21 protein-coding genes are annotated in these 25620 nt (G+C 70.7%); 17 read left to right on the forward strand and 4 right to left on the reverse strand.

The genetic code is table 11. From position 1 onward, the window contains the following. Positions 1-156: 156 nt before the first annotated feature. Positions 157-2379, reverse strand: coding sequence for a S9 family peptidase (locus J2S35_RS06800; RefSeq protein WP_309851350.1), 2223 nt, complete (start codon positions 2377-2379; stop codon positions 157-159). Between the two features lie 173 nt (positions 2380-2552). On the opposite strand from J2S35_RS06800, the gene J2S35_RS06805 reads away from it, so the two are divergent. Continuing rightward, positions 2553-2960 (forward strand): hypothetical protein, encoded by a 408-nt coding sequence (locus J2S35_RS06805; protein ID WP_309851352.1) that lies wholly within the window; start codon positions 2553-2555, stop codon positions 2958-2960. A 47-nt stretch (positions 2961-3007) separates the two neighbouring features. On the opposite strand, the gene J2S35_RS06810 is transcribed toward J2S35_RS06805, so the two are convergent. Then, entirely contained in the window at positions 3008-5998 is a 2991-nt protein-coding gene (locus J2S35_RS06810) for an FAD-binding and (Fe-S)-binding domain-containing protein (RefSeq protein WP_309851355.1), read from the reverse strand. Between the two features lie 164 nt (positions 5999-6162). Here J2S35_RS06810 and J2S35_RS06815 point away from each other — a divergent pair, with 164 nt between their 5' ends. Beyond that, entirely contained in the window at positions 6163-7683 is a 1521-nt protein-coding gene (locus J2S35_RS06815) for a serine hydrolase domain-containing protein (protein WP_309851357.1), read from the forward strand. 525 nt (positions 7684-8208) lie between these two features. Here the strand turns inward: J2S35_RS06815 and J2S35_RS06820 are convergent. Next, positions 8209-9696: an alanine/glycine:cation symporter family protein gene (locus J2S35_RS06820; RefSeq protein ID WP_309851358.1), complete on the reverse strand. Its 1488-nt coding sequence runs from the start codon at positions 9694-9696 to the stop codon at positions 8209-8211. Between the two features lie 187 nt (positions 9697-9883). Here J2S35_RS06820 and paaA point away from each other — a divergent pair, with 187 nt between their 5' ends. The 7 genes from paaA to J2S35_RS06855 all read left to right on the forward strand — a co-directional run bounded on the left by paaA (position 9884) and on the right by J2S35_RS06855 (position 15150). After that, a complete protein-coding gene (paaA, locus tag J2S35_RS06825) occupies positions 9884-10894 on the forward strand; it encodes a 1,2-phenylacetyl-CoA epoxidase subunit PaaA (protein ID WP_309851360.1) in 1011 nt (336 codons plus the stop codon). After that, on the forward strand, positions 10891-11181 hold the full coding sequence (gene paaB, locus J2S35_RS06830) for a 1,2-phenylacetyl-CoA epoxidase subunit PaaB (protein WP_309851363.1): 291 nt from the start codon (positions 10891-10893) through the stop codon (positions 11179-11181). The genes paaA and paaB overlap by 4 nt, the downstream gene beginning before the upstream one ends. Positions 11182-11288: 107 nt before the next feature. After that, a complete protein-coding gene (gene paaC / locus J2S35_RS06835; protein ID WP_309853074.1) occupies positions 11289-12149 on the forward strand; it encodes a 1,2-phenylacetyl-CoA epoxidase subunit PaaC in 861 nt (286 codons plus the stop codon). A gap of 6 nt (positions 12150-12155) precedes the next feature. Further along, on the forward strand, positions 12156-12641 hold the full coding sequence (gene paaD, locus J2S35_RS06840) for a 1,2-phenylacetyl-CoA epoxidase subunit PaaD (RefSeq protein ID WP_309851365.1): 486 nt from the start codon (positions 12156-12158) through the stop codon (positions 12639-12641). Then, positions 12642-13814: a 1,2-phenylacetyl-CoA epoxidase subunit PaaE gene (paaE, locus tag J2S35_RS06845; RefSeq protein ID WP_309851368.1), complete on the forward strand. Its 1173-nt coding sequence runs from the start codon at positions 12642-12644 to the stop codon at positions 13812-13814. A 28-nt stretch (positions 13815-13842) separates the two neighbouring features. Then, positions 13843-14619 carry an enoyl-CoA hydratase/isomerase family protein gene (locus J2S35_RS06850; RefSeq protein ID WP_309851371.1) on the forward strand — a complete coding sequence of 259 codons (777 nt, stop codon included), beginning with the start codon at positions 13843-13845 and terminating at the stop codon, positions 14617-14619. Positions 14620-14649: 30 nt separating this feature from the next. Next, complete coding sequence (locus J2S35_RS06855) at positions 14650-15150, forward strand: FBP domain-containing protein (RefSeq protein ID WP_309851374.1); 501 nt, start codon at positions 14650-14652, stop codon at positions 15148-15150. 23 nt (positions 15151-15173) lie between these two features. Here the strand turns inward: J2S35_RS06855 and J2S35_RS06860 are convergent, their stop codons facing one another. After that, entirely contained in the window at positions 15174-15650 is a 477-nt protein-coding gene (locus J2S35_RS06860; protein ID WP_309851377.1) for an Lrp/AsnC family transcriptional regulator, read from the reverse strand. Between the two features lie 299 nt (positions 15651-15949). Here J2S35_RS06860 and J2S35_RS06865 point away from each other — a divergent pair, with 299 nt between their 5' ends. The 8 genes from J2S35_RS06865 (at position 15950) to J2S35_RS06900 (ending at position 25547) form a co-directional block, all read left to right on the forward strand. Then, complete coding sequence (locus J2S35_RS06865) at positions 15950-17230, forward strand: thiamine pyrophosphate-dependent dehydrogenase E1 component subunit alpha (RefSeq protein WP_380083856.1); 1281 nt, start codon at positions 15950-15952, stop codon at positions 17228-17230. After that, entirely contained in the window at positions 17227-18219 is a 993-nt protein-coding gene (locus tag J2S35_RS06870) for an alpha-ketoacid dehydrogenase subunit beta (protein ID WP_309851382.1), read from the forward strand. Before J2S35_RS06865 ends, J2S35_RS06870 begins: the two co-directional genes overlap by 4 nt. 2 nt (positions 18220-18221) lie before the next feature. Beyond that, entirely contained in the window at positions 18222-19676 is a 1455-nt protein-coding gene (locus J2S35_RS06875; RefSeq protein ID WP_309851385.1) for a dihydrolipoamide acetyltransferase family protein, read from the forward strand. A gap of 41 nt (positions 19677-19717) precedes the next feature. Beyond that, on the forward strand, positions 19718-21001 hold the full coding sequence (locus J2S35_RS06880; RefSeq protein WP_309851387.1) for an APC family permease: 1284 nt from the start codon (positions 19718-19720) through the stop codon (positions 20999-21001). Between the two features lie 61 nt (positions 21002-21062). Next, complete coding sequence (locus J2S35_RS06885; RefSeq protein ID WP_309851389.1) at positions 21063-21944, forward strand: TetR/AcrR family transcriptional regulator; 882 nt, start codon at positions 21063-21065, stop codon at positions 21942-21944. A gap of 8 nt (positions 21945-21952) precedes the next feature. Continuing rightward, entirely contained in the window at positions 21953-24010 is a 2058-nt protein-coding gene (locus tag J2S35_RS06890) for a PTS mannitol transporter subunit IICBA (RefSeq protein ID WP_309851393.1), read from the forward strand. Then, on the forward strand, positions 24010-25155 hold the full coding sequence (locus J2S35_RS06895) for a mannitol-1-phosphate 5-dehydrogenase (protein WP_309851396.1): 1146 nt from the start codon (positions 24010-24012) through the stop codon (positions 25153-25155). Before J2S35_RS06890 ends, J2S35_RS06895 begins: the two co-directional genes overlap by 1 nt. A 119-nt stretch (positions 25156-25274) precedes the next feature. Beyond that, positions 25275-25547: an HPr family phosphocarrier protein gene (locus J2S35_RS06900; RefSeq protein ID WP_309851398.1), complete on the forward strand. Its 273-nt coding sequence runs from the start codon at positions 25275-25277 to the stop codon at positions 25545-25547. Positions 25548-25620: the final 73 nt, after the last annotated feature.

Genomic DNA, 25620 nt, shown 5'->3' on the forward strand with positions numbered 1-25620 from the left:
GGGTCCCGGGGCCGTCAAGGCGTGCCCGGTCAATCCAGGTCATGAATGAACAAAGCCCGTCACCATCGAGGCGTGATCTCGGGGATCAGAGGCCTCAATGATGACGGGCTTGGTTCAATGGTGACGTGCTTTGACCAGGGGGAGGGGCCTGCTGAGCTACCCCACGCGCTCCGTGGCCCCGAGGTGGCCCAGGGTCCACGCGGCGTCCCACGCGAAGTCCTTCCAGCCCTCGTACCGGCCGGACGCGCCCCCGTGGCCGCCGTCCATCTCGGTCTTGAGGACAATCGGGGCTGGCCCCTCCTGGTTGGCGCGCAGCACCTGTACCCACTTGGCCGGCTCGACGTAGAGCACGCGCGTGTCGTTGAGGCTCGTCACCGCCGCGATGGCCGGGTAGCTGGCCGGGCGGACGTTCTCGTACGGGGTGTAGGACTTCATGTACGCGTACACCTCGGGGTCCGTGATCGGGTTGCCCCACTCCTCCCACTCGAGGGCGGACAACGGCAGGGCCGGATCCAGGATGGTCGTCAGCGCGTCCACGAACGGCACCTGCGCCACAACCGCCTTGTAGAGCTCCGGCGCCATGTTCGTCACCGCGCCCATGAGCAGGCCGCCCGCCGAGCCGCCCCACGCTGCGATGCGGGAGGCGTCTGCCCAGCCGGCCGCTGCCACGTGGCGCGTGGCGTCCACGTAGTCCGTGAACGTGTTCTTCTTGGCGAGCTTCTTGCCGTTCTCGTACCAGGCCCGGCCCAGCTCGCCGCCGCCGCGGATGTGCGCCACGACCCACACGACGCCTCGGTCCAGCAGGGACAGCCGCGCCACCGAGAACCGCGGGTCCATGGACGCCTCGTAGGAGCCGTACCCGTAGACCACGGCCGGCGCCGTCCCGTCCTTCGGGGTGTCCTTGCGCTTGACGATGCTGAGCGGGATGCGCGTGCCGTCCTGCGCCACCGCCCAGTCACGGATGGCCTCGTACTGGGTCAGGTCCGCCACTGGCACCTCGGTGTCCTTGAGGACGGTCTGCTGCCCCGTCGCCGGGTCGAACAGGAGGACCCGCTGCGGCGTCACGAACGAGACGTAGTTGAGCGTGAGGAACGGCGCCTCGTAGGAGGAGCCCGCGGACACAGCCCGGATCTCCTCCCTGAACTCGGGCCGGATGGGGGCGAGGTCCGGGGCGTCGTCGTCGGTATCCAGACCCGAGGAGGCGAGAGCCTCGATGTCAGCGCGAGGGAAGACCACGAAGCCCGGCGCCGTGTTCTCCCGCTGGCTCACGAGGACCCACGCCGCCGTGGCGCCCGCCCCGTCCACCTTGACGTCATCCCGGTGCGCGACGACCGGGATCCAGCGCTGCTCCGCGAACGGCTTCTCCAGCTCCTCCGCGAGCACGAGCGCCACCGCGTTGTTCCCGCCGTGCCGGTTGTGGGTGATGAGGTAGGCGGGGCGCCCCTGGGCGAGGATCGGGTCCGCACTCGCCAGGAGCCGCTGCTCCCGGGAGACGACGACGCGCGGGCGCGCCTCGGGATCCCCCAACGGCAGGGTGAGAATCTCGGAGACCTCGGAATTGCCGACGTCGATGACCAGCTCGCGCTTGTCCCCCGAGATGCCGAAGTCCGTCCACATGCCCTCGTCCGTCTCCTCGAAGAGGAGCTCGTCCGGCCCTTCCGAGCCGATCACGTGGCGGTAGAGGCGGTACGGGCGCCACGACTCATCCGGGAGGATGTAGAACACCGCGGAGGCGTCCGGGGCCAGGGCCAGGCCCGCGGAGGTCCCAGGGATCTCGTCCGGCAGCAGCTCGCCCGAGCTGAGGTCCTTGATGCGGACCGTGTACCGCTCGTCGCCGGCCGCGTCGACGGAGTACGCGAGCCAGCGCCCATCCTCGGACACGTCCAGGCCGCCGAGCGCGAAGAACGGCAGCCCCTTGGCGAGCGCGTTGCCGTCGAGGATGACCTCCTCGCCCTCCACCGGCACGCCCGGCTCAATGACCGGCGGCGTCCAGTCCGCGAGGACGTCCCCGGTGTCCTGGGCACGGACACGGCAGCGCACCCCGTACTGCTCGCCCTCCACGGTCCGCGTGAAGTACCAGTAGCCGTTGCGGCGCGCCGGCACCGAGAGGTCCGTCTCCCGGGTGCGCTCCTTGATCTCCGCGAAGATGTCCTCCCGCAGGCCAGCCAAGGGGGCCGCGACCTCGTCCGTGTACGCGTTCTCCGCGTCCAGGTGCGCGCGGACCTCGGGCGACTCCTTGGCCCGCATCCACTCGTAGTTGTCCGTGAAGACGTCGCCGTGGCGCTCGCGGGTCACGGGCTCCTTGCGGGCCACGGGGGCGGTGGCAGCGGCGGCTGCCTGCGCCAGGGCGGACAGGACAGAGTCAGGAGAGTGAGTCATGCCACCAGGTTAGCGGGCGGGGCTTGGCGGGCGCGGGGAGCGTAACAAACGCGGTGGTCCTCCGGGGCGTTCCGTGATCCTCCGGGGTGCCGGCAGGCGCCCGTCCTGGATACGCTGGTGTTCTGAGGCCCGCGCAATGACCGGCGGCGCCAACTGACCGTGCGGAGGTGTCCATGGCCAAACCCGATGACAAGTTTCAGTTTCCCTGGCGAGACTACCTGCACTTTGTTCTCATGATCTCGGGGGTCATCCTCTGGTCATACTTCTTCGGCCACCGCGCGGATGCGGAGGCGGCACTGGCCTCGGGCGCCCACTGGATCGATATCGCGGCCATGAGCGCCGTGGGGGCGATCGTCCACGCCATGTGGGCGCTGCCCCGCGGGGCGATGCTCCTGAAGGCGGCCGGTACGTTTGTCGTCGTCACGGTGGCCTTTGTTCTTCTGGATGTGGCGACGGGCCCGTCCGCGAGCTTGGCCGAGGCCGTGGCCGCGCCGCGCGTGCTCATCCTCGCGTCACTGGTGGGCGTGGTCTTCGCCGCTGCGTTCGCGTGGGCCGCCAAGAAGCGGGCCGACCGCGCCTGAGTATGCGCGACAGCCTGAGAGCCTGGGAGCTTGAGAGTGCGTGAGATTCAGCGCACGAGCGGCCTCAGCGCGTCGTGGAGGAGGAGCAGCACGTGCTCGTACTCGCGGCCCGTCTGCTGGGTCATGCCCATCTCGCACGTGCGGTTCGCGGACACGTAGGCGTCTACGGGCCCGGCGGCCTCGGCGGCGGCGAGCCCGGCCCGCTCGTCGCGGGTCGCGGACTCGACCAGCTCCGGATGCAGGAGGCCGCGGTCTCCCGCGGTGCCGCAGCACGCGGCGCCGACGGGGATGAACGCGTCCTCGGCCGCGAACGAGGCCACCGCCATGAGGTCGTCCACCGCGTCGAGGTGCATCGTGGAGCACGTCGGGTGGACGGCCACGCGGCCCGCCGCGGCCCCCGCCACCCCGCGCGCCTCCAGGGCCGGGATGAGCTCCCGCCGCGCCCACGTCACAGCATCGAGCACCTCTAGCGTGGAGAGCTGCTCGGACAGCCGGCGGCAGTCGTCGTCGCCCTCTGAAGCGCCCGAGGCGAGGACGTCCCGCACGTCCCCCACGAACCCATGCGTGCAGCTGGACGCGTCCACGACGACGGGCAGGCGGCCCCCGTCCGACCACCGCCACAGATCCTCCGCCGCCTTGACGGCCATCCAGCGCTTCGCGGGGACGTATCCCTTGGAGCTGAAGGGGGTGCCGCAGCAGGTGCCGGCGACGTCGGACGGGATGTGCACGGGGCGGCCGGCGAACTCGGCGAGGCGGACGATGGCCTCGGGCAGGCTGACGCCCTCGCCCGCGCGGCCGAAGATCCGGTTGATGCACGCGGGGAAGTAGACGGCGGTGGCGCCGTCGGGGCTCGTCACGGGCAGGGGTCGCCGGTTGGCGGGCGGCAGGCCCTCCCGGGCGGTGGGCATGAGGTCCTCGGACACGACCCGCCGGACGGCGTCCGTCACCCCGCCGAGGACCTTCGCGGACAGGCTGGAGCCGAGAACCCGCTGGACGGCGTCGGACGCTGTGAGACCCGCGCGGGCGCCGGCCTCCACGAGGCCCCAGTTCTTGGCCAGAGCCAGGGCGGCGGCGTTGCCCGCCTTCCCGGACTCGGCCGCGCGGAACTCCTTCATGAGCGCGCCCGTGTCAATGGAGACGGGGCACGCCACGGAGCACGTGCCGTCCGCGGCGCAGAGGTCAATGGCGTCGTGCCCGTAATCGGCGTGGAGGGAGGCGAGCATGGCGGAGCCCTCCGGCTGGCGGGCCATCTCGCGGCGGATCGCAATGCGCTGCCGCGGCGTCACGGTGACGTTGCGCGACGGGCACACGGACTCGCAGAACCCGCACTCGACGCAGTCCGTGGCCACGGCCTCGATGGTGGGCGTGGTCTTGAAGTTCTTCAGGTGCAGGTCCTGGTCCCGGGTCAGCTTGATGTTGGGCGCGAGGATGCCGTGCGGATCCAGCAGCTCCTTGACCCGCCACATGAGGCCGAAGGCCGTGGACCCCCACTCGCGCTCCACGAACGGCGCCATGGACAGGCCCGTGCCGTGCTCGGCCTTGAGGGAGCCGTCATAGCGGTCCAGGATGAGCTCCACGAACTCGTCGATGAACGCGGCGTACCGCGCGATGTCCTCGTCCGTCTCGAAGCTCGGCGTCAGGAAGAAGTGAAGGTTGCCGAAGGCCGCGTGGCCCATGACGTAGTCGGGGTGGCCGTGCTTGCGCAGCAGGGCCATGAGGTCCAGGGACGCCTCGCCGATCGCGGCCGGCGGGACGCACAGGTCCTCCGTGATGAGCGCGGTCCCGGCCGGGCGTTGCCGACCGATGAGGGGGAACAGCCCGCCGCGGATCTCCCACGCCTGGGCCATCTCGAGCGGATCGCGCGTGAAGGCCAGCGGGGTGGTCAGCTCGGCGTCCTTGAGGATGTCCTCGACGGCGGCGACGCGCTCCGCCAGGCCGTCGTCGTCATACCCGGAGACCTCCACGAGGAGCGCAGCGGCCTCGTCCGGGAGGTCAGCCCACGCAGGGTCCGCCCCCTTGAAGTTCCCGACGGACTCGCGGAGGACGGGGCTGACGAGCAGCTCGCAGGCGTCCGCGCCCGCGTCCATGATGGCCTTGACGCGCCCGGCCGCCTGGCCCGCGTCCGGGAGCATGACCCAGGCGACGGCCTTGACGCGGGGGAGGGGCTGCGTGGCGAGCCGCGCCTCGGCGACGAAACCGAGGGTGCCTTCTGAGCCCACGATGAGGCGGCGGAGGATCTGCGCGGGGGAGTCGGCGTCGAGGAACGCGTCGAGGCGCAGGGCATTGGTATTTCGGATGGTGAATTTCCGGCGGAGGCGTGCGCAGAGGGCCTCGTCGGCGCGAATGTCGTCCCGCAGCTTGATCAGGCCCTGGGCGATTTCTGGCTCCTCGCGGGCGAGGCGCTCATCGGCATCCTCGGCGGCCGTGTCCAGAATGAAACCGGAGGGAAGAACAATGGTCGCGGACTCAATCGAGTGATAGCTGTCCACGGCCACCGTGCAGCGCATCCCGCCGGAATTGTTCGCGAGGATTCCGCCGATCGTCGCGATGCTCGCCGAGGCCGGGTCCGGCCCGAAGCGGCGCCCATGCAGGGCCAGCATCCGCTGGACTCCCGCGAGAATCTCGCCCGGCCTGGCCCGCAGAGTCTCGCCCTCCAGGGCCATTCCGCGGAAATGGCGGCGGACATCCACGAGAATGTCATCCCCCTGCGCCTGCCCATTGAGGGACGAGCCTCCCGAGCGGAACGTCAGGTGACGCCCATTCTCACGGCAGTACTCGAACAGCCTCGCCATATCCTCTGGGGACTCCGGGGAAACGACGACGGCGGGGCACATCCGATACGGGCTCGCGTCCGACGCGTAGGCCACCAAATCGAGGGGACGGGAGTGGACGTTGGCGGGGCCGAGGATGTCCTCGAGGCCCCGTCGCAGGGCCTCCGGCGTCCCGCCGCTCAGGGACTCGGGGAATCGATCGGCCTCAATCCGGGCCCCAGCGGGGCGGCCGATGCGTGCAGGGTTCTTGGCGAGGAGCTTCTGCATGTGATCCAGGTTATGCCTTCCGGGCCGCCGTGGCACCCATCCGGCGCTGGGTGCGGCGAATGTGAAAGATGCCTTTCCGATACGCTGGGAGTTCTGACATGTGGGGTGGATCACCCCGAGCCGCCGCTCGACGACGAGCGGGGCCCGAGCCTGAAGGAGGACCCATGGATGCGGGAGTGACGAGGGGCGCAGCAGCGTCGTCGGAGGTCAAGGCCAGCGAGAGCGCGAAGGCCGCCACCAAGCGGAAGGCCGCCGGCCCCAACCCGCAGATCGCCGCGTGGAAGGAGGCGCTCCGCGTGGGGGAGCCGCTCCTCGGCGCCCTCGCCCGGAACGTGGGGCTGCCCGGCTTCCAGGTCTCCGTCAGCGTGGATGGCAAGCGGGTCGGGGACATCGCGTGGGGCATGGCGGACGTGGAGGCCGAGCGGCCCATGACGCCCACGACCCTCATGCGCGTCGCCTCGCACTCCAAGACCTTCACCGCCACGGCGATCCTCCAGCTCTTCGAGCGCGGCGTGCTCCGGCTCGACGACCGCCTGGACGCGTGGCTGCCCGAGCTCGCGGACTCGCCGCTCGGCGAGGCGACGATCTCCGAGCTGCTCTCCCACACCGCCGGTGTCACGCGCGACAGCATGGACTCCGATTTCTGGTCCCTCGGCCGCCCGTTCCCGAGCCGGGAGGAGATCATCGAGATCGCCCGCACCGGCAACGTCATCCTCCGCAACGAGCGCATGAAGTACACGAACGTGGGGTACTCGCTCCTCGGCCTCATCATCGAGGCGGCGACGGGCGGAAGCTACACGGACTGGGTGCAGTCCGGCATCCTCGGGCCGCTGCGCCTGGCCAACACGGGGCCGGAGCTCGACGACCGCGCGGACGAGCTCGCCACCGGGTACACCGGCCGCGGCGCCGACGCCACGGACCCCTTCCTGCGCGTGCCCATCGACCACGTCAACTCGCGCGGCATGGTCGCGGCCACCGGGTTCTACTCCACCGCCCGCGACCTCTGCCGGTACTTCTCCGCGCACCTGCCCGCGAGCACCGAGTTCGAGCGCAAGCGCACCGACGTCCTCCTCGAGGACGGCACCAAGCGGCTGGCCCAGCGGCCGGTCTACGTGCGGGAGGGGCGCGGCTACGGCCTCGGGTTCATGTTCGAGGAGATCGGCGGCCGCGCCACCTTCGGCCACTCCGGCGGCTACCCCGGCTTCATCTCCCGGACGTGGGCCGTTCCGGAGACCGGCGTGGTGGTGTCCGTCCTGACGAACGCGGTGGACGGGGACCCGGTGACGCTGGGACGCTCCCTCTTCGCGCTCGCCGACCTGGCCCTGGCGCCGGCCCACCCCTCGCTGGCGGGCGTCAAGAAGAAGGTTCTCCGCCGTTTTGACGAGTCCTTCTCCAGCCTGTGGGGCGCCACGCGCTTCGCGTTTCTGGGGCACAACATCTACGAGTTCGAGCTCGGGTATCCCGTGGACCCCAAGTCCCTCCCGTACGAGTACGTCGACGAGTCCTCCCTGCGCATGCAGGATCCGTACGGCTTCGGGGCGCACGGGGAGCTTGCGCGCTTTGAGTTCGACGACGATGGCCGCGCCGCCTCGGTCCGCACTGCGAACGGCTCCCTCATGACTCGGGGCGAATTCCTGGATCTGCCGGACCGGATGCGCCTCGGGTACACCCTCGCGGTGGACTGACCGCTGGGGCGGGGCCAGACGTCCGGGGAGAGGTGGGCCGCCCTGGGAGAGGGGTAACTCTGGCTTCGTCATGACCTCCCCCAGTCGGGATGACGTGGCTTGTTAGGGTGGCTCTGTCGAGCGCGACGTCAGTCCAGAAGGGGGATTGTCGATGAAAAATGTCGGTCTCATTGTCGTTCTGATTCTCGGATTGGCGACGCTAATTCTTCGGTCGACCGGAATCATTGAGGAGGGCACATCGAATGTCGTCTTCCTTGCCCTGATTGTGGTGTCCACGGTTCTGGGTGTCTGGCGGGCTAAGTCGGATCGTCGATCCTGACGCCGCCGGCTCGTGAGCGGCAATTCTTCGTGACGGGTCAGTCTCTCCGACGAAGCCCGTCACGGTGACGCCCCCTCGTTTGGCATGCGCCCCCTGCAATGCGCGGGGCAGATGCCAAACGAGGGGGCAAAGCCGAAACGAGGGGCGAACGGCCGAGGCTGGCGGGTCCGGGCTGGAGGTGGCCCCGCCCGGCCCGGACCCGCCCGTCAGCGCGCGGCGCGCCGGGGTGCGGGTGTGCCCGAGCCGGACTGGACGTCGTCGGCCGTCCAGGTGTGGACGCCGCGGAGGTCCGGCATCTCGCTGGCGAGGAAGACCGGGTCCTGGCCGGCCCGCCGCTTGGCCTCGTAGTCCTTGAGCAGGCGCAGCGCCACGCGGCCCAGCAGCAGGATGGCCACGAGGTTGATGAGCGCCATGACGCCCATCGCCGCATCCGCGAAGTTCCAGATGACATCCACGGCCGCGAGCGAGCCGAGGAACACCGCCACCACGGCCAGGCTCCGGTACACCGCGAGCGCCACGGGGCTGTCCGTCATGAACGCCACGTTGGACTCGCCGTAGTAGTAGTTGCCGATGATCGAGCTGAACGCGAGGAGCAGGATGACGACCGCGAGCAGCGCGCCGCTCCACGCCCCGAGCGAGTCGGTCAGGGCGTGCTGCGTCAGCGCGATGCCCTTCTCGGACCCCACCGGGTTGTCCACGGAGACGAGGATGATGAACGCGGTGACCGAGCAGACGATGAACGTGTCGAAGTAGACGCCGAGCGTCTGCACGAGCCCCTGCTTGACCGGGTGCGTGACCGCCGCCGTGGCGCCTGCGTTCGGCGCGGAGCCGAGGCCGGCCTCGTTCGAGAACATGCCCCGCTTCACGCCCGTCAGGATCACCGTTCCGATGCCGCCGCCCACGGCCGCGTTGAAGTTGAACGCCTCCGTGATGATCTGTCCTAGAACCCGCGGGAGCTGGTCAAGGTGAATGACGACGACGACGAGGCCCGTGACAATGTAGACCAGCGCCATCGCGGGAACCATGGCGTTGGTGACGTTGGCGATGCGCTTGAGGCCGCCGAAGACGATGGCCCCGGTCAGCACCGCGAGGGTGGCGCCGAGCCCGACGGCGAGCGCGGTGTCCGGCGTCTTCTGGCCCATGGCCCCCGAGACGGACGCGACGATCGTGTTGGCCTGGAGGGATGAGAAGGCGAAGGGGAAGCAGATGATGAGCACGACGGCGAACGTGGTGCCGAGCCACTTCTTCCCGAGGCCGTGCTGCATGTAGTACGCGGGCCCGCCGCGGTAGGCGTCCCGGTCCCGCTCCTTGTAGAGCTGGCCGAGGGTGGACTCGATGAAGCTCGAGGCGCCTCCGATGAACGCCATGGCCCACATCCAGAACACGGCCCCGGGCCCGCCGACGGCCACCGCGGTGGCCACGCCCGCCACGTTGCCCACGCCCACGCGGGACGCGGCGGAGACGGTGAAGGCCTTGAAGGCCGAGATGGACTTGGGGCTGCCGTCCTCGTTGACAAGGGCCGGGTCCCGGAGGGTGCGGATCATCTCGGGCAGCATGCGTCCCTGGACCGCGGCGGAGCGCACGGTGAAGTACAGGCCCACGGCGGCGACGACCGGCAGGATGAGCCAGGTCCAGAAGAGGGTGCCGTAGTCCGCCAGCCAGTCGGCCAGGGCTTGGTTCTCAAGTGGATTCATGGCCATCAATGATAGTCGGCGAGCGCTCGGGGAGCGGAGAATGTGACACCCTTCGTCCGCATTGCCCCGGTGGTGCAGGTCACATATACTGAACGAGCGGTCGGTAATTCTGGGGGTCTCTCCCCGCCGATCGCATCCCCTGACGGCCGTGACCTGCGGCCCACGAGTGAACGCCAAGCGAGGAACCATGAGCGAGCACGCAGCCCCAGACCTCCGCCGGGTGGGCGAGGACGCCTCCGTCGACGACGCCCAGGCCCAGCACGACGCCGAGGGCCTCGCGGCCTTCGAGCAGATCATCGCCCAGGACTCGCGCGTCGAGCCGCGGGACTGGATGCCGGCCGGGTACCGCAAAACTCTCCTGCGGCAGATCAGCCAGCACGCCCACTCCGAGATCATCGGCATGCAGCCGGAGGCCAACTGGATCACCCGCGCCCCGAGCCTCAAGCGCAAGGCCATCCTTATCGCCAAGGTCCAGGACGAGGCCGGGCACGGGCTCTACCTGTACTCGGCCGCCGAGACCCTGGGCCAGAACCGGGACCGGATGATGGATGACCTCCTCGCAGGCAAGGCCCGCTACTCCTCGATCTTCAACTACCCGGCCCGGACCTGGGCGGACATGGGGGCCATCGGCTGGCTCGTGGACGGCGCGGCGATCTGCAACCAGGTTCCGCTGTGCCGCGCGAGCTACGGCCCGTACGGCCGCGCCATGGTGCGCATCTGCAAGGAGGAGTCGTTCCACCAGCGCCAGGGCTTCGAGATCCTTCTCGAGCTCTCCAACGGCACCCCGGCCCAGAAGCAGATGGCCCAGGACGCCGTGAACCGCTGGTACGCGCCGGCCCTCATGATGTTCGGGCCGCCGGACGACGAGTCCCCGAACTCCAAGCAGTCCATGGCGTGGAACATCAAGCGGTTCTCCAACGACGAGCTCCGCCGCCGCTTCCTCGGCATGATGGTCGAGCAGGCCAAGGTCCTGGGGCTGACCCTCCCGGACGAGAACATCCGCTACAACGAGGCCGAGGGCCACTGGGAGCACGGCCCGCTGGACTGGGACGAGTTCGCCGAGGTCCTCGCGGGCCGCGGCCCCTGCAACGCGCAGCGCATGGAGCGCCGCCGCGAGGCCCACGAGAACGGCGCCTGGGTCCGCGAGGCCGCGGCCGCCTACGCCGCCAAGCGCGCAGCAAAGGAGCACGCAGCATGAGCGAGAACCAGTCCTGGCCCCTCTGGGAGGTCTTCGTCCGCTCCGCCCGGGGCCTGTCCCACGTGCACGCGGGATCCCTGCACGCCCCGGACGAGGACATGGCCCTGCGCAATGCCCGTGACCTCTACACGCGGCGCAACGAGGGCGTGTCCCTCTGGGTGGTCCCGGCCGAGGCGATCATCGCGAGCGACCCGGACTCCAAGGGCCAGTTCTTCGAGTCCCCCAAGGGCAAGGACTACCGCCACGCCACGTACTACACGAAGTCCGAAGGCGTGAGGCACCTGTGAGCGGCGCCCAGACCCAGCTCGAGACCGCGGCGGGGCCCGCCGAGGAGAGCCCCGCGGCCACCCCCGCGGACCGTCCCGCCGAGAAGCCCAGCCAGGGGCACGGCGAGGTGTCCGTGGGCGTGCACATCGGCGGCGCCGGCAGCGAGGCCACCGCCTCGGCCACCCGCATCACCCCCGGCTTCGCCCTCCGGCCGGAGGACATCGCCATCCAGACCGGCACCCCGGACGAGGACACGGCCCAGTACGCGCTCGCCCTGGGCGACGACGCCCTCATCCTCGCCCAGCGCCTTGCCTACTGGGTGTCCCGCGCGCCGGAGCTCGAGGAGGACATCGCCCTCGGCAACATCGCGCTCGACACGCTGGGCCACGCCCGCAGCTTCCTCACCTACGCCGGCCGCGCCTGGGGCAAGACCGAGGACGACCTCGCCTACTTCCGGGACGAGGACGAGTTCCGCAGCATCGCCCTCTTTGAGCAGCCCACCGGTGACTTCGGGCGCACGATCGCGCGCCAGCTCGTCGTCGGCATCTATTTCACGCAGCTCTACTCTCGGCTGGAGGGCAGCACGGACGAGACCCTCGCTGGCATCGCCGCGAAGGCCGTCAAGGAGACGGCGTACCACGCGGACCACGCGGAGCAGTGGGTTCTGCGGCTGGGGCTCGGGACGGACGAGTCCCGCGAGCGCCTGACGCGCGGACTCGCGGTCACGTGGCCCGCCGTGGACGAGCTCTTCCGGGACACGGAGCTGACGGATCGCCTGGCGGAGCGGGGCATCGCGGTGGCGCCGAGCTCGCTCAGGGAGCCCGTCATGGCGGAGATCGAGCGGGTCCTCGGCGAGGCTGAGCTCTCTCTCCCCGACGTGCCTGCGGCCGCGGGCGGCGGGCGCCGAGGCGAGCACTCGGAGCACCTCGGGTACATCCTCGCCGAGATGCAGGTCCTCGCCCGCTCCCACCCCGGCGCGTCGTGGTGACCGGCCGTGGCTGCGCCTGACCAGCGGCTCTGGGCCACGGCGGCCCGCGTCGTCGACCCTGAAATCCCGGTGCTCACCATCGAGGATCTCGGAATCCTCCGGGACGTCACCCAAGAGGACGACGGCGGGGTCACCGTGACCATCACACCCACGTACTCCGGCTGCCCCGCCATGGAGCACATCTCCGCCGACCTCCGCGCCGCGTTCCGCGAGGAGGGCCTGCCCGTGCCTGAGGTCCGGCTCGTCCTCAGCCCCGCATGGACCACGGACTGGATGACGGAGGCGGGGCGGGCCAAGCTCGAGGACTACGGGATCGCCCCGCCCACCGGCACGGCCTCGGCCGGGCGCGTCAGCGTGGGCCTGACGGTGAAATGCCCGCAGTGCCACTCACTCAACACGCGGGAGATGTCCCGCTTCGGATCCACCAGCTGCAAGGCCCTGTACGTCTGCCAGGACTGCCGGGAACCCTTCGACTACTTCAAGGTGCTCTAGATGACTGACCAGGCCCCCAGCAAGCGCCGCAGCGCGTTCGCCGAGCTCACCGTGACGGATGTCCGCCGGCTCACGGCAGACTCCGTCGAGGTCGCGTTCACTGTCCCGCCGGAGCTGCGCGAGCAGTACGACTACGTCCCCGGCCAGTACGTGGCCCTGCGCAAGGACCTCGAGGTGGGCGGCGAGACCCGCGAGTACCGCCGGTCCTACTCCCTCTGCGCGCCACCGCGCACCCTCCCGGACGGCAGCGGCGAGATCCGCGTGGCCATCAAGCGGGACCTCGGCGGCGTGTTCTCCACCTGGGCCAACGAGAGGCTCCAGGCCGGGGACCGGATCGACATCATGAACCCCGCCGGCGCGTTCGTCTCCCGGCACCAGTCCACGTCCCTCAACCATCCCGAGGCGCTCGCGGCCGAGGTCCGGAACGAGGACGTCTTCGTGGCGGTCGCGGCAGGGTCCGGCATCACGCCGATCATGGCGATCGTCCGGACCCTCCTCACGGAGAACCCGAATGCCCGCATCGACCTCATCTACGCGAACCGGTCCGCGGCAGACGTCATGTTCCTCGAGGAGCTCGCGGACATGAAGGACGCGTGGCCGTCACGGCTCGCCGTGCACCACGTCCTGTCCCGGGAGCAGCGGATCTCCCCGCTCCTTTCCGGGCGGCTGGACTCGGAGAAGATCGAGCGCCTCCTCGGCGCCGTGATCCGGCCCGAGCATGTGGACGAGTGGTTCCTGTGCGGTCCGTTCGAGCTCGTCCAGCTTGTCCGCGACAGTCTCGCGGACCGGGGCGTGCCCGAGGACCGTGTGCGGTTCGAGCTCTTCACGACCGGCGCGGCGCGCGAGGTCGAGGGGCAGCGGGGCCGCGCCGTCGTCGAGAGCTCCGGCCCCTCCTTCGAGGTGGGCTTCACGCTCGACGGTCTCCAGGGCACAGTCCAGAGCCCCGTGGCCGCGCGAGAGACGATCCTCAACGCCGCTCTGCGGGTCCGGCCGGACGTGCCGTTCGCGTGCGCGGGCGGCGTGTGCGGCACGTGCCGTGCCAAGGTGGTGGAGGGCTCGGCGGAGATGGACGAGAACTACGCCCTGGAGAAGGACGAGATCGAGAACGGGTACATCCTCACGTGCCAGTCCCGCCCCACGTCTGAGCGCATCCTCGTCGACTACGACGCCTGACCCCTTCACCGTTACCCCAGGAGTTCCCATGATCGAGTTCAGCGTCAACGGGCGCATCGCAGAGATCGTCCTCAACGCGCCTGAGCGCATGAACGCCCTCGGCACCGAGGACATCGCCGCTCTCACGGAGGCGTTCGAGGAGGCCGGCCGCCTCGCCGAGCAGGGCGACCTGCGCGTCGTTCTGCTCCGCGCCGAGGGCCGCGCCTTCTCGGCCGGCCGGAATCTCAAGGGCCTCGAGCCCGGCGCGGGGGACACGGGGGAGTACCTCACCGACTCCGTCGTTCCGCTCATGCGGACGATGGCGGAGCTTCCGGTGCCCATCGTCGCCGCCGCTCAGGGCGCGGTGCTCGGCGCGGGGCTTGGAGTGCTGGCCGCGGCCGACGTCGCGTACGTGGCGGAGGACGCCACCTTCGGCTCTCCCTTCGGCGCGCTCGGCCTCATCCTGGACTGCGGCGGGCACTGGCTCTTCAACGATCGGATGGGGTATCAGCGCACCATGGACCTCATCCTCACCGGTGAGTTCTTCTCTGGGGCCGACGCCGTGGCCGCCGGGCTCTTCTCCCGTGCCGTGCCTGCGGAGGACCTGGAGCGGTTTGCGCGGGAGAAGGCGGAGGCCGTCGCGGCCGGTCCGGCCCTCGCGTTCCAGGCGTCCAAGCGGGTGCTCGGCGAGATCCGGGCCAAGTCCCTCGGCTTCTGGGAGGCCCTCGAGTTCGAGAGCGACGAGCAGATCTCCCTCGCGAGCAGCCCGGACTACGCCGAGGGCCTTGCCGCCTTCCAGGAGAAGCGCCGGCCGGTCTTCGAGTAGGCGGGAAGCGCGGGGCGTAGGGTGGGAGCCATGCGTGCACTGACCGAGAAAGAGATCCGCGACAGTCTGATGAACTGCTCCAAGGGGCAGGCCAAGCGCCTGAACTTCGCCCAGGACCCCGCCGAGGTGGACTGGGAGAACACCCCGTTCCTCGGCTGGGGTGACCCGAAGTCCCCGCTGGACTCCTACCTGTGCGCGGAGATCGACGGCGAGGCCGTGGGGCTTGTCCTCCGCGCGGCGGCGAAGCCGTCCGGTGCGGCCACCGCCCAGATGTGCCAAATGTGCAAGAGCGTTCACGCCGGCGCGGGCATTTCCTTCATGGCCGTCCCCCTGCCCGGTGAAGCCGGGCGAAAGGGGAACACGGCCGGGACATACATGTGCCAGGGCGCCGCGTGCCTGGATTACCTCATGGGCCGGGCCCGCTTGGAGAAATCCCTCCAGATGAAGGAGACCTTGACGCGCGAGGAGAAGATTGAGCGCGCGCAGGAGAACGTCGAGGCATTCGTCCGCTCAATTCGGGACCGCGGCTAGCGGGCGCCCGTGCGGGAGTGGGCCTAGAGAGGCCCCTCACCGTCCTCGAAAATGATCGAGGTCCGGGCGTCTACGACGCCTGGCATCGCCTGGATGCGATCGAAGAGAATGCGGCGCAGGTCCGCCGAGTCGGCGGCGCGGATGAGCAGGACGACGTCGAACTCTCCGCCGACGAGGGCGTAGTGCTCCAGCTCCTCGAGCTCGAGGAGGGCCGCCTTGAGCTCCCTCCACGAGGACTGCCGCGCTTTGAGGAAGACGTAGGCGCTCTCCTTCCGCCCCGAGAGGGACGGGTCGACAACGGCCCGATATCCCGTGATGACTCCCAGGGAATGGAGCCTGTTCAATCGAGAGTATGCGTGAGTGCGTGAAACGTGCACGCGTTCGGCGAGGGCCGCAACGGAGATTCGCCCATCCTCGCGCAGGAGCTTGAGAATCCCGCGGTCTGTCGCGTCGAGTTCCACAGCGTCGCCTCCCCCTAGGTCATTCACAGCAACCGTCACTCTATACCGCCGCTCATCACCAGACGTTGCGGGTGGCAGGAGGGACTCCGGACGACAGTGTGACCATCACAATACGCCAGATCAAACAGAGTGTTCACAGTTTGCGGCAGAGGTGGCACGACGTGTGTGCCGGGATGACACTTGATCTCACAAAGCACGAGTGTCGCCTAGGTCACACTGTGCGGATTGAGGCAGGCTCCCCGCGCGGAGCCGCGAGTGGCAAAGGAGCCGCCGTGACAGAGAACACGGAGCAGGCCGGGGCACGAGGGCCCCAGGCGCGGAGCGAGGACGCCCGCCCCATGGGCGAGGACACCCGCCCCACGGGTGAGGGAACCCCCACCGCAGGGCGCAGCGCGGCCCCAGCGGGCCACGAGACCCGCCCCGCGGTCGACGGCGCACAGCCGGCGTGGAAGGTCTTCGGCATCTCCGCCGAGGAGTACCTCCTGCCGGCGCGCGGGCCCATCAGCATGATCGCCCCGGACGGCACACTCCGGGCCGCGGAGGAGCAGGGCGCGCAGCCGGGCCACGAGTACCCCGCCCCGGGGGATGAGCGGCTGCTCGAGGCGTACGAGGCCCTCGTCGTCGGCCGCCGCGTCAACGACCAGAACTCGGCGCTCGTACGCCAGGGCCGCATGGCCGTCTACCCGAGCAGCCACGGGCAGGAGGCCTGCCAGGTCGCCGCCGCCCTCTGCCTCGGCGAGGACGACTGGATGTTCCCCACGTACCGGGACTCCGTGGCGGTCATGACCCGCGGCATCAGCCCCGCGGAGACCATGACGCTCTTCCGGGGGGACTGGCACGGCGGCTACGACCCCACTGCCTACAAGGTGGGCATCCAGTCCACCCCGCTGACCACGCAGCTGCTCCACGCGGTGGGCGTGGCCCACGCGAACCGCCTCAAGGGCGAGCCTGGCGTGGTCCTCGCGATGTGCGGCGACGGCGCCACGAGCGAGGGCGACTTCCACGAGGCCCTCAACTTCGCGGCCGTCTACCGACTGCCGGTCATCTTCTTCGTCCAGAACAACCAGTACGCCATCTCGGTGCCGCTCAAGGCGCAGACGGCCGCGCCGTCCCTGGCGCACAAGGCCGTCGGCTACGGCATGGCCGGCGAGCAGGTGGACGGCAACGACCTCGTGGCCACGCTCGCGGTCCTGGACCGCGCCGTCAGCCTGTGCCGCGCGGGCCAGGGTCCCCTCCTCGTCGAGGCGCACACCTACCGCATGCAGGCGCACACCAACGCTGACGACGCGACCCGCTACCGCGACGAGTCCGAGGTCCAGGCCTGGGCGCCGAAGGACCCGCTCCTGCGCGCCCGGGCCCACCTCACGGAGCGAGGCCTCCTCGACGAGGCCGCCGAGGCTCGCATCGCCTCCCACGCGGAGGTCGTGGCCACGCGCCTGCGCGAGGCCATGAACACCGATGTCCGCCCGGATCCGGGCGACCTCTTCCGCTGGGTGTACGCGCAGCAGACCCCTCAGCTGCGGGAGCAGGCCGCTTTCCTCGAGGAGGAGCTGTCGAGGGATGGCGACGACGCGGCTGGCGCGGCGTCCACGACGACTCGGACGGGGGTCCAGGCATGACGGAGATGTCCCTCGCGGGCGCGCTCAACGCGGCGCTCGCGGACGCGATGGAGGCAGACGGCAACGTCGTCGTGTTCGGCGAGGACGTGGGCCGGCTGGGCGGCGTCTTCAGGATCACGGACGGGCTCGCGGACACGTTCGGCCCCGACCGGTGCTGGGACTCGCCGCTTGCGGAGTCGGGGATTGTCGGCACGGCGATCGGCATGGCCATGAACGGCCTGCGCCCCGTCATCGAGATGCAGTTCGACGCGTTCGCCTACCCGGCGCTGGAGCAGATCTTCAGCCACGTCGCGAAGATGCGCAACCGCACGCGCGGCGCCGTGAGCCTGCCGATCGTCATCCGCATCCCGTACGCGGGCGGGATCGGCGGGGTAGAGCACCACTGCGACTCCTCCGAGGCGTACTACGCCCACACGCCGGGCCTCAAGGTCTACACGCCGGCCACCCCGCAGGACGGCTACACGCTCCTGCGGGAGGCCATCGACTCGGACGACCCGGTCATCTTCTTCGAGCCCAAGAAGCTCTACTGGGGCAAGGGGGAGGTGGAGCGGGACCACTCGCCGCAGCAGGGGATCGCCCCGAGCGAGGGCCGCGCCGTCGTCGCCCGAGAGGGGGCGGACGCGACGCTCATCGCCTACGGGCCGTCCGTCCCGGTGGCCCTCGCGGCGGCGAAGGCCGCGGAGGAGGACGGCATCAGCCTGGAGGTTCTCGACCTGCGGACCATTGTGCCGCTGGACGACGAGGCCATCACGGCGGCCGTGCGCCGAACGGGGCGCGCGATCGTCGTCGCCGAGGCCCCCGGGTTCGCGTCCGTGGCGAGCGAGCTGGTGGCGCGCATCCAGGAGCGCTGCTTCCACTCTCTGCGCGGCCCCGTCCTGCGCGTGACCGGGTTCGACATCCCGTTCCCCGCCCCCAAGCTCGAGGAGCACACGCTTCCGAGCGTCGACCGCATCCTCGACGCCGTCGAGCAGCTCCAGTGGGAGGACTGACCATGGACCAGGTATTCATGCTGCCGGACCTCGGCGAGGGCCTGACCGAGGCTGAGGTGTCCCGTTGGCTCGTGGCCGAGGGCGACGAGATCGTCGTGGACCAGCCCATCGTCGAGGTGGAGACGGCCAAGGCGGCCGTCGAGGTCCCCTCACCATTCGCGGGGACGGTGCGGACGCTGCACGGGGCGGAGGGGGAGACCCTCGCCGTGGGCGCACCGCTCATCACCGTGGCGCCCGCGGGCGCCGAGGCGGCTGACGCCCCCGCCTCGGGAGACGGGGCCTCGGGCGCCGTCCTGATCGGGTATGGCACCTCGGGCGGCTCCGGGTCATCACGACGACGCCGCAAGGGCCGCGGGGACGCGGCCCAGGCTGCGGCCGGGGTCCCCGTCGAGGCCACGGAGCCCGGCAACGGCGCCCCCGCCGCGACCCACGACCTCTCCCTTGAGCAGACGGCCGCCGTGGCGGCCCCGTCCGCGGGGGACGCGCCGCGGGTCTCGAGCCCGCTCGTGCGCCGCCTGGCCCGGGAGAACGGGGTGCGGATCGCCGAGCTCAGGGGGACGGGCCCGGACGGCCTCATCATGCGCAAGGACGTCGAGGCCGCCATCGAGGCCGCCCGCACCGGCGGGGCGGCAGACGGGGCGGGGGACGAGGCCGCGCAGCCCGCCGTCGTCGGCCCATCCTCCCAGGCCGCACGCGAGGCGGGCGGGCAGCAGGCACCCGGGGAGCGCGACGCGCGCACGGGGCTCGGCATCGTCTCGCGGACGCCGGTGCGCGGCGTGAGGAAGGCCGTCTCCGCCGCCATGGCGCGCTCGCGGAGGGACATCCCCGAGGCGACCGTCTGGGTGGATGTGGACGCGACGCGGCTCATGAGGCTGCGCGCGCAGATCGCCGGGGACGGGGGACGGGCGCCGAGCGTGCTCGCGTTCGTGTCCCGGTTTGTCGTGGCCGGTCTGGCGAAGTACCCCGAGCTCGGCATGCGCGTGGAGTCCGGGCCCGGGGGCGAGGAGATCGTGGGGTTCGAGGGCGTCAACCTCGGGTTCGCCGCCCAGACGGAACGCGGCCTCGTCGTGCCGTCGATCGAGCGCGCCGAACGGCTCAGCGCCGCCGAGCTCGACACGGCCATCCGCGAGATGGCCGTCCGGGCGCGAGAGGGCGCGTGCTCGCCCGCCGAGCTGACGCGCGGGACGATCACCGTCAACAACTACGGCGTCTTCGGGGTGGACGGCTCTGCCGCGATCATCAACGCCCCCGAGGCCGCGATTCTGGGGCTCGGGCGCATCATCGAGCGGCCCTGGGTTGTCTCCAAGGGCGGGCGCAGCGTCATCAAGCCGCGGCAGGTCATGGAGCTGACGCTCGCGTTCGACCACCGGATCTGCGACGGCGGGACCGCCGGCGGGTTCCTCAGGTTCGTGGCGGACTGCATCGAGAACCCCAAGGGGGTCATCTCTCACCTGTAGCCTGCTGCGTGACACACCCGCCGCACCGGAGGTCACGTTTCATGTCTGTCAGTGAGCCGCGCAGGGTTCTCGGCGCCGGGGACGCCGCGCTCCTCGGCGTGGGGTCCATGCTCGGGGCCGGAGTCTTCACGGTCTTCGGCCCCGCCGCCGCGTCCGCCGGCACATGGCTGCTCGCGGCCGTCCTCCTCGCGGGCGCGGCCGCGTTCATGAACGCGACGAGCACCGCCCAGCTTGCCGCCCAGTACCCCAGTGCGGGCGGGGCGTTCGTCTACGGGCGGGAGCGCCTGGGGCCGTGGGCGGGGTTCGTCGCGGGCTGGGGCTTTGTCACGGGCAAGACGGCGAGCTGTGCGGCCATGGCCCTCGTCATCGCGGAGAGCCTGCGGGCGGCGGGGCTCGTGCCGGACGGGTGGACGCGCGTGGCGGCGGCCGCGGCCGTGATCGGGGTGGCGCTGCTGAACCTGCGCGGGGTGACGAAGACCGCCGGGGTGACCCGCGTCCTCGTAGGCCTTGTTCTCGCGGGACTCGGCGCCGTGCTCCTCGCGGCATGGCTGCGCGGCGAGCCCGAGCCGGCCCGGGCACTCCCCGCTGGGCCACTGCCCGTCGGCGGGGTGCTCCAGGCGGCGGGGCTCATGTTCTTCGCTTTCGCCGGGTATGCGCGGATCGCGACGCTCGCGGCGGAGGTCCGGGAGCCCCGGCGGACCATCCCCCGGGCGGTGGTGACGGCACTCGGGTTCGTCGTCGCCCTCTACGCCGTTCTCGCGGCCACGCTCCTCGCCGTCCTGGGGCCCTCGCGGCTCGCGGGGGCGGCGGCGCCTCTCGCCCTCCTCGCGGGTGCGGGCGCGGCTGACGGGCCGACGACGGGCGCGCTCCCCGTGTGGATCGGCCTCCTCGGGGCGGTGTCCGCCGCCGGTGCGCTCCTGGGGCTCATGGCGGGGCTGAGCCGCACGGGTCACGCGATGGCTGAGGCGGGGGAGCTGCCCCGGTGGATTGCCCCGCTTGACCCGCGGACGGGCGTGCCGGCCCGGGCCGAGCTGGTCTTCACGGGCCTCATCGTCGCCGCCGTGCTCCTGGGGGACCTGCGCGGGGTCATCGGATTCTCGTCCTTCGGCGTCCTCGTCTACTACCTCGTGGCGAACCTCGCCGCGTGGACCCAGTCCGGCGCGGACCGCATCTACCCGCGCTGGATGCAGGCGGCGGGAGCGGTGTGCTGCGCGGCGCTGGCCGTCAGCCTGCCGTGGGAGGCCGTGCTCGGAGGCGCCGCCGTGGCGGCGGTCGGGGTGGGCGTGCGCCTCGCGCGCCTGCGCGCGGCCCGGACCGCAGCCTAGCGAGCACGAGGCCTTGTGACGGGCTTCATATAGCGCTGCTATATGCCGTACTATAACGCTCATGACAGACCTCCTCCCGGTTCCCGGGGCGCTCGCTGACGAGCGGCCGGGCACACAGGTCCCCGCCGCCGGCGAGACGCGCCCCCACGGGCGCCGCCCGGCCCGCGAGCGGCTCCTCGCCGCGGCCGTCGAGCTCCTCGAGGAGCACGACGAGGCCAGCGTCTCCACCCGGGCCATCACGGACCGGGCCGGCGTCACGGCGCCCACGCTCTACCACCACTTCGGGGACCGGGACTCGCTCCTCGAGGCCGCGGCGTCCGCGCACTTCGAGGCCGTCGTCGCCCGCGAAGAGTCTCGGAGCGCCCGCACCCCGGTGAGGGGGCTCGAAGCCGCGTGGGACGCCCTGCTCTCCTACGGTGTGGCATACCCCCAGTTCTTCGAGCTGCTCTTCGGGGCCACCCGCACGGGCCGCACCGGGCTCGACCTCGCCGAGCGCCTCGTGGGGCGCCACTTCGCGGACCTCGCCGCGTGCGGCGGCCTGGCCGTGGCCCCCGAGGCGGCCGCCCGCTCCTTCCTTGCCGCCAACATCGGGGCGGCCCTCATGCTTCTCGCGGACCCGGGGGAGGGCGAGGACCTCGCCGTCTCCCGCGCCTCGCGAGACGGGATCCTTCGGTCCCTCCTGACGAGCGGAGGGTGGCAGGTCGACGACGGCCCCGCGCCCTACGTCTCCGCCGCCATCGCCCTCAACGCGACGCTTCAGGCGGCCAACCCCCAGCAGCTCTCCGAGCCGGAGTTTGCCCTGTTCCTTCAATGGCTCGACCGCCTCTCAACCCCGGCCGTCCCCGGCCACGAGGACCCCGCGCAGCTGGCCGCCACGCCGGAAGCGCAGGGCCCGGAGGCACCCTCCCCACATCACGACCCCGCGCCCCGGCGCGGGCTTTAAGGAACAACATGTCTGCACAGACCGAGAACCCCAGGCGCAGCGCCGGGGCCAGCGCCAGAGTCGGCGTACAGCGGTTCGGCACCTTCCTGTCCGGAATGGTCATGCCGAACATCGGCGCGTTCATCGCGTGGGGCCTCATCACGGCCCTCTTCATTGAGAAGGGGCCATTCCCCTGGCCCGAGGTCGGCGGCTTCGGCACCCACATGGTCGACGGCAAGGAGGTGCCGTGGACCGGCATCGTCGGGCCGATGATCACCTACCTGCTCCCGATTCTCATCGGCTTCACGGGCGGCAAGATGATGCACGGCCACCGCGGCGGCGTCGTCGGCGCCATCGCCACGATGGGCGTCATCGCGGGAGCCAGCGTGCCGATGTTCATCGGCGCCATGATCATGGGCCCGCTCGGCGGCTGGACCATGAAGAAGATCGACAGCATCTGGGACGGCAAGATCAAGCCGGGCTTCGAGATGCTCGTCAACAACTTCTCCGCTGGAATCTGGGGTCTCATTCTCGCCCTGATCGGCATGAAGGGCGTCTCGGTTCTGGTCGTGGCCTTCACGTCCGCCCTGAGCAAGGGTCTCGACGCCCTTGTCTCGAGTGGACTGCTCCCGCTCACGGCCCTCGTGATCGAGCCGGCCAAGGTCCTCTTCCTCAACAACGCCCTCAACCACGGCATCCTGACGCCGCTCGGCACCGAGCAGGTTCAGCAGTCGGGCAAGTCGATCCTCTTCCTTCTCGAGGCCAACCCTGGGCCGGGTCTCGGCGTCCTCCTCGCGTACATGCTCTTCGGGCGGGGCGCGGCGAAGTCCTCGGCGTTCGGCGCGGGCCTGATCCACTTCTTCGGCGGCATCCACGAGATCTACTTCCCGTACGTCCTCATGAAGCCGCAGCTCATCCTCGCGACGATCGGCGGCAGCATGGCCGGCATCGCGACGCTCAGCATCTTCAAGGATGGCCTTGTCGGACCGGCCGCGCCGGGCTCGATCATCGCGGTGCTCGGCATGGGCGCCCCCGGCGACCGTCTCACGATCATCCTCGCCGTGCTCATTGCGACGCTGGTCTCGTTCGTCATCTCCGCGTTCATCCTCCGCTTCTCCAAGGACAAGGGCGAGGGCGACCTCAGCACGGCCACTTCCCGCATGGAGGAGATGAAGGGCAAGAAGTCCTCCGTCGCCTCGACCCTCACGGGCGCCGGCGCTGGTGCGGCCGCCTCGGGCCCCATCAACCGCATCGTCTTCGCGTGCGACGCAGGCATGGGCTCCTCCGCCATGGGCGCCTCGGTCCTGCGCAACAAGATCAAGGCCGCCGGCCACCCGGAGGTCTCGGTCACGAACTCGGCCATCGCCAACCTCAAGGACGAATGGGATCTCGTCGTCGTCCACCAGGACCTCGCCGATCGTGCCGCATCCCGCGTGCCGTCCGCCCGCCTCGTCACCGTTGACAACTTCATGAACTCGCCGCGCTACGACGAGATCGTCGAGACCGTCGACGCCCAGAGCGGCGCTGGCACCGAGACGCAGGCGTCCGCGCCGGCGGCCTCGGGTGCGGCGGCAGCCGTCGTCGCCCCCTCCTCTTCCACGACGACTGAGCCTGCGGCAGCGCAGCCCCGCCGCGCTGTGGACGAGGACGGGGACGCCCGAATCCTTGGCCTCGACAGCATTGTGCTCCAGGGCCGCGCCTCCAACCAGGCCGAGGCCATCGACGAGGCCGGTCGCATGCTCGTCGACGCAGGCGCGGTGGACCCGTCCTACATCCCCGCGATGCACGAGCGCGAGGCCAGCGTGCCCACGTACATGGGCAACTTCCTCGCGATCCCGCACGGCACGAACGAGGCCAAGGGGCTCATCAACTCCTCCGCCCTCTCGTTCGTTCGCTACCCCACGGGCCTCGACTGGAACGGCAAGGAGGTCAAGTTCGTGGTCGGCATCGCAGGCAAGGGCAAGGACCACCTGAGCATCCTGTCTCGGATCGCTAAGGTGTTCTCTGACAAGACCGCCGTCGCGCAGCTTGAGGCGGCGCGGACGCGCGAGGACATCCTGGCGATTCTCGGAAAGGTCAACAGCTGATGAAGGCAGTGCATTTTGGAGCCGGAAACATCGGGCGCGGATTTGTCGGCGCGCTCTTGCATGGCGCGGGCGCGGAGATTGTTTTCGCGGACGTCAATGCGGAGCTCATCGAGGCGCTCAAGAATGCTGACTCCTACACGGTGCACGAGGTCGGCGTCGAGAGCCGGGACGTGACCGTCTCGGGCTTCACGGGCGTCAACTCCGCGACCGAGGCCGAGCGCCTCACGCGGGAGATCGCCAGCGCGGACCTCGTCACCTGCGCGGTGGGGCCCACGGTGCTCAAGTTCATTGCGCCCGCCATCGCCGAGGGTCTCAAGGCCCGCGGCGCGGACCAGGGCCCGCTCGCCGTCATGGCGTGCGAGAACGCGATCAACGCCACGGACACGCTCGCCGAGTACATCGCCGAGCACGTCCCGGCCGAGGAGCTCGCGTCCCGGGCCGTGTTCGCGAACACGGCCGTGGACCGGATCGTGCCGGACCAGGCCGCGGGGCAGGGGCTCGACGTCACCGTCGAGACCTACTTCGAGTGGGCCGTCGAGTCCGCGCCGTTCGGGGACAACCGCCCCGAGATCCCGGGCGTGACGTGGGTCGAGGACCTGGGGCCGTACATCGAGCGCAAGCTCTTCACGGTCAACACGGGTCACGCCACGAGCGCCTACCACGGCTACGCGGCGGGGTTCGAGAAGCTCTCGGACGCCCTCGCCGACCCGGACGTGCGGGCGCGCGTCGAGTCCGTCCTCGCGGAGACGAAGGGGCTGCTCGTGGCCAAGCACGGGTTTGCCCCCGAGGAGCAGCAGGCGTACATCGAGAAGATCCTCGTCCGCTTCGCCAACCCGCACCTGCCGGACACGGTGGTCCGGGTGGGCCGCGCCCCGCTGCGCAAGCTCTCCCGCAAGGAGCGTTTCATCGGCCCCGCGGCTGAGGCCGCGGAGCGAGGGCTCGGAACGAGAGCGCTCGTCGAGACCGTCGCGGCTGCGCTGCGCTTCGACCCGCCGTCGGACCCCGAGGCCGCCGCGATGGCCGCCGACCTCTCCAGCCTGAGCTCCACGGAGTTCGTGGAGAAGGTCACGGGGCTGACGCCGGAGCACCCGCTTTTCGAGGCCGTCGAGGCTGAGGTGCGGGACGCGCAGCAGCGCGTCAGCTGATCCAGGCGGCGGGCGGGGCGTGCGCGCCCCGCCCGCCGTTCCTTGCTCCTGGCCGCCTGCGGGCGCGTCAGGGGTTGGCACAGAGTTTCACCAGTCACCACCATTCAAGGAGAGACACCATGGCAGAACGTACCGTGACCATCGCATCCGCTTCGGGCCTGCACGCGCGCCCGGCCGCTATCTTCGCGGAGGCCGCCGGCGAGTACGACTCGCTCGACATCACCATTGAGAAGCCGGGCGAGGACGGCGTCGACGCGGCCTCGATCCTCGGCCTCATGGCCCTGGGGGCGGGCTACGGTGACGAGGTCATCCTCCGCGCCGAGGGCGAGGGCGCCGAGGAGGCGCTCGACGAGCTCGCGAACCTCCTTTCGCGGGACCTCGACGCCGAGTAGTCCGCTGGGCCCTTACGGCCCGCCCCTCGCACGACCTTCACCCGGTTCGGGGCGAGTTCGGCACATTGTTCAT

The organism is Falsarthrobacter nasiphocae (assembly GCF_031456275.1).
Taxonomy (GTDB): Bacteria; Actinomycetota; Actinomycetes; order Actinomycetales; family Micrococcaceae; genus Falsarthrobacter; species Falsarthrobacter nasiphocae.